Origin of the sequence: Mycobacterium sp. IS-836, assembly GCF_001954275.1 — a bacterium.
In the GTDB taxonomy this organism is placed as follows: domain Bacteria; phylum Actinomycetota; class Actinomycetes; order Mycobacteriales; family Mycobacteriaceae; genus Mycobacterium.
The window spans coordinates 1-4,385 of record NZ_MBEU01000046.1; the positions used below are offsets into that span (position 1 = coordinate 1).

The following is a 4,385-nucleotide window of genomic DNA, read 5'->3' on the forward strand; positions in this document are numbered from 1 at the left end:
CAATTACGCGGCGGCCAACAGTTTCCTCGATGGTCTGGCCGCCTACCGGCGTGCGCAGGGCTTGGCGGGGTTGTCGGTGGCGTGGGGGCTGTGGGAACAGGCCAGCGGCATGACCCGACACTTGGGCGAGCGCGACAAGGCCCGCATGACCCGACTCGGGCTGGCGCCGCTGTCCACCGAGCACGCCCTGCAACTCTTCGACGACGCGATGCTCGCCGACCTTCCCATGGTGGTGGCCGCGCGCGTCGATGCAGCGGCACTCGCCGACCAGCGCGCCGCACTGCCCCCGCTGCTGAGCCAGTTGGTCGTCGCTCGTCCCACCCGGCGTGTCATCGACGACGCCGACACCACGGCGGCCTCGATGACGAGCTTCGCCGCGCGGCTGCAGGGCCTGACGCCCGAGCAGCGACACGACCGACTCGTCGAGGTGGTATGCAGCAACGCCGCCACCGTGTTGGGCCGCCAGAACGCCGCCGACATCAACCCCGGAACCGTGTTTCAAGACCTCGGGTTCGATTCGCTGACCGCCGTCGAGCTGCGCAACCGGCTCAAAACCGCTACCGGACTGACCCTTTCGCCCACACTGATCTTCGACTACCCGACGCCGATCGTGTTGGCCGAACATCTCGACAGCCGGCTGGCCGTCGACACCACCAGCGCCGGCCAACCGAACCTGCTGAACCGATTGAACGACGTCACTCGTGAACTACAAGCACTGCTCGATCAACCCGACTGGAAACCCGAGGACAAGACGCAGCTCACCACCCGCATCCAGGCGCTGATGACTACCCTCAGCACCCACCTCGACCCGTACGAGTCCTACGACTCCGACGACGAGGACATCGAATCCGCCACCGAAAGCCAGCTCTTCGCCATCCTCGACGAAGAGCTCGGCTCCTAAAGCCCGCAAGGAGTGACAGTGTCGGGCCCCGACAAGCATCTCGATTACCTCAAGCGCCTCACCGCCGATCTGCGGCGTACCCGGCGGCGCCTTTCCGAATTGGAAGGCAAGCTGTCCCAGCCGGTGGCGGTGGTGGGGATGGCGTGCAGGTATCCGGGCGGCGTGGATTCGCCCGAGGGCTTGTGGGACATGGTGGTCGAAGGCCGCGACGCGGTGTCCGACTTTCCCGCGGACCGGGGCTGGGACGTGGCCGGGCTGTACGACCCGGACCCCGACACGCCGGGCAAGATGTACGTGCGCCAGGGCTCCTTCCTGTCCGACGCCGGCGACTTCGATGCGGGATTCTTCGGTGTCGGGCCCAGCGAGGCGCTCGCGATGGATCCACAGCAGCGGCTGATGCTGGAGTTGTCATGGGAAGCGTTGGAGCGCGCCGGAATTGACCCGTTGGCGCTGCGCGGGTCGGCGACGGGTGTGTTCGCCGGCGTGATCCACGCCGGCTACGGCGGCGAGGTGCACGGCGAGCTGGAGGGCTACGGCCTCACCGGCTCGACGTTGAGCGTGGCCTCCGGACGCGTGTCGTACGTCCTGGGACTGGAAGGCCCGGCGGTATCGGTGGATACGGCGTGTTCGTCGTCCTTGGTGGCGCTGCACCTGGCGGCGCAGTCACTGCGGTCGGGAGAGAGCGATCTGGCGCTAGTCGGCGGCGTGACCGTGATGGCCACCCCAGCGGCGTTCGTGGAGTTCAGCCGCCAGCGGGCGCTGGCGCCGGACGGCCGGTGCAAGGTGTATGCCGGTGCCGCCGACGGCACCGCGTGGTCGGAAGGCGCGGGGGTACTAGTCGTCGAGCGATTGGCCGACGCGCGACGGTTGGGCCACCCGGTGCTGGCCCTCGTGCGGGGCTCCGCGGTGAATCAGGACGGCGCTTCCAACGGCCTCACAGCACCCAACGGGCCGTCCCAGCAGCGGGTCGTCCGAGCGGCGCTGGCCAGCGCCGGTCTGGCCGCCGCCGACGTCGACGTGGTGGAAGGGCACGGCACGGGCACCACGTTGGGCGATCCGATTGAGGCGCAAGCGCTTCTGGCGACGTATGGACAGGATCGGCCGGCGGACCGGCCGCTGTGGCTCGGGTCAATCAAATCAAACATCGGGCACACCTCGGCCGCCGCGGGCGTCGCCGGAGTGATCAAGATGGTGCAGGCGATCCAACACGGCGTGCTGCCCCAGACGTTGCACGTGGATGTGCCCACGCCGCACGTGGATTGGTCGGCCGGAGCGGTGTCGGTATTGACGGAGTCGCGGCCGTGGCCCGCAATGGATGGTCCCCGCCGGGCGGGCGTTTCGTCGTTCGGGATCAGCGGGACGAACGCGCATGTGATCTTGGAAGAGGCCCCGACGCAGGCGCCGGCGCTGGAGAGCGAAAGCGTTGCGGCGCAGCCCGATGACACCGCGACGGCGTGGGTGTTGTCCGCCCGCTCGGAGCGGGCGCTGGCCAACCAGGCCAAGCGATTGCTGGCGCGGGTGGCCGCCGACGCGGATCTGACTCCGGCGGATGTGGGTTGGTCGTTGGTGACGACGCGGCCGGTCTTCGACCACCGGGCCGTGGTGATCGGCGCCGACCGCGACGATCTCGTCGCGGGATTGATCGAGCTGTCAGCCGGCGAGCCGGGCGGAGGCCTCGTCGTGGGGCGTGCGCAAGCGGGCGGCAAGACGGCGTTCGTGTTTCCCGGGCAGGGTTCGCAGTGGTTGGGGATGGGCCGGCAGTTGCATGACCGCTTCCCGGCGTTCGCGGAGGCGTTTGACGAGGCGGTCACCGCGTTGGATCCGCATCTGCGATTGCCGCTGCGCCAGGTGATCTGGGGCGACGACGCCGCACTGTTGGAAAGCACCGAATTCGCTCAGCCGGCGTTGTTCGCCATCGAGGTGGCACTGGCCGCACTATTGCGGCGCTGCGGCGTGGTGCCGGACGTCGTGACGGGTCATTCGGTCGGGGAGATCGCCGCGGCCCATGTGGCCGGGGCGTTGTCGCTCGCGGATGCCGCCCGGGTGGTGGCGGGCCGGGGGAGGTTGATGGCGGCCCTGCCCGCCGGCGGGGTGATGGTCGCGGTGGCCGCCGGCGAGTCAGAAGTCGCACCATTGCTGACCGAGGCGGTGAGCGTCGCCGCGGTCAATGCCCCCAATGCGGTGGTGATTTCGGGTGCCCGACAGCCGGTGGAGGCGATCTCGGATCGGCTGGCGGAGTCGGGTCGCCGGGTGCACCGGCTGGCGGTGTCGCATGCGTTTCACTCGGTACTGATGGAGCCAATGCTCGACGAGTTCACCAAGCTGCTCGACGGGATTTCGGCCGCACCACCGCGAATTGCGTTGGTGTCGAACCTGACCGGCCAATTGGCCGGTGCCGGCTACGGGTCGGCGCGGTACTGGGTTGACCATGTGCGGCAACCCGTCCGTTTCGCCGACGGCGTACGGGCCGCCGAGTCGTTGGGGGCTGACGCGTTTGTGGAGGTGGGTCCTGGCCGTGGCCTGACCGCCGCGGTGGAGCAGTCGTTGACCGCCGACCGGGCGGTGTCGGTGGTGACGCAGGCCAAGGATCGACCCGAAGCCGAGTCGCTGCTGGCCGCGCTGGGGCGGTTGTTCGTCCGGGGTGTCGGTGTGGACTGGCCCGCCGCGTTGCGGGGTGGGAACCGAGTCGACTTACCGACGTACGGATTTGTGCGGCAACGGTATTGGTTGCCTTACGGCGCCGTGGGATCGGCGGACGTGCGGGGTGCGGGGTTGCTGCACGCCGGACATCCGCTGTTAAGCGCGATAGTAGAGCGGCCCGATTCGGGCGGCGTGGTGCTGACGGGTTCTCTGTCGGTGGGGGATTTCCCGTGGCTGGCGGATCATGTCGTCGATGAAGTGATGTTGTTTCCCGGAGCGGGTTTCGTGGAGTTGGTGCTGCGGGCCGGCGATGAGGTCGGCTGTTCGGTCCTGGAGGAGCTCACGTTGTTGGCGCCGCTGGTGCTCCCGGAGACCGGCGGGGTGCGGGTGCAGCTGGTCGTCGACGCGGCCACCGAGTCGGGTTCGCGCGCCGTATGGGTCTATTCGCGTGGCGCCCACGCGGATTCGATTTGGGTATTGCACGCGCAGGGCGTACTGAACGCGGGTTCGCCGGCACCCGCGGACCTGTCGGTGTGGCCGCCGGCTGGTGCGTCGGCGGTGGACGCCGGCGATGTGTACGGCGTGTTGGCGGCGCGGGGCTATGAGTACGGGCCGGCGTTTCGCGGCGTGCGGGCGATGTGGCAACGGGGGCAAGAGATTTTCGCCGAGGTCGCCGTCGGCGAGGGTGTGACGGTCGCGGGCTTCGGAATTCATCCGGTGGTGTTGGACGCGGCGCTGCATGCGATGGGGGTGGTCGGCCAACAGGTCGAGACGATGCTGCCGTTTTCCTGGCAGGGCGTGTGTCTGCACGCAGCCGGGGCATCGAGGGTCCGGGTGCGGATCG

At 69.0% G+C, this 4,385-nt stretch carries 2 protein-coding genes; both read left to right on the forward strand.

Features of this window, described 5'->3' with window-relative positions:
- The coding region (locus A5747_RS13165; RefSeq protein WP_142245572.1) for an acyl carrier protein at positions 1–901 on the forward strand (901 nt) is incomplete at its 5' end.
- A gap of 18 nt (positions 902–919) precedes the next feature.
- A partial coding sequence (locus A5747_RS13170; RefSeq protein WP_142245573.1) for a type I polyketide synthase occupies positions 920–4,385 on the forward strand: 3,466 nt, incomplete at its 3' end.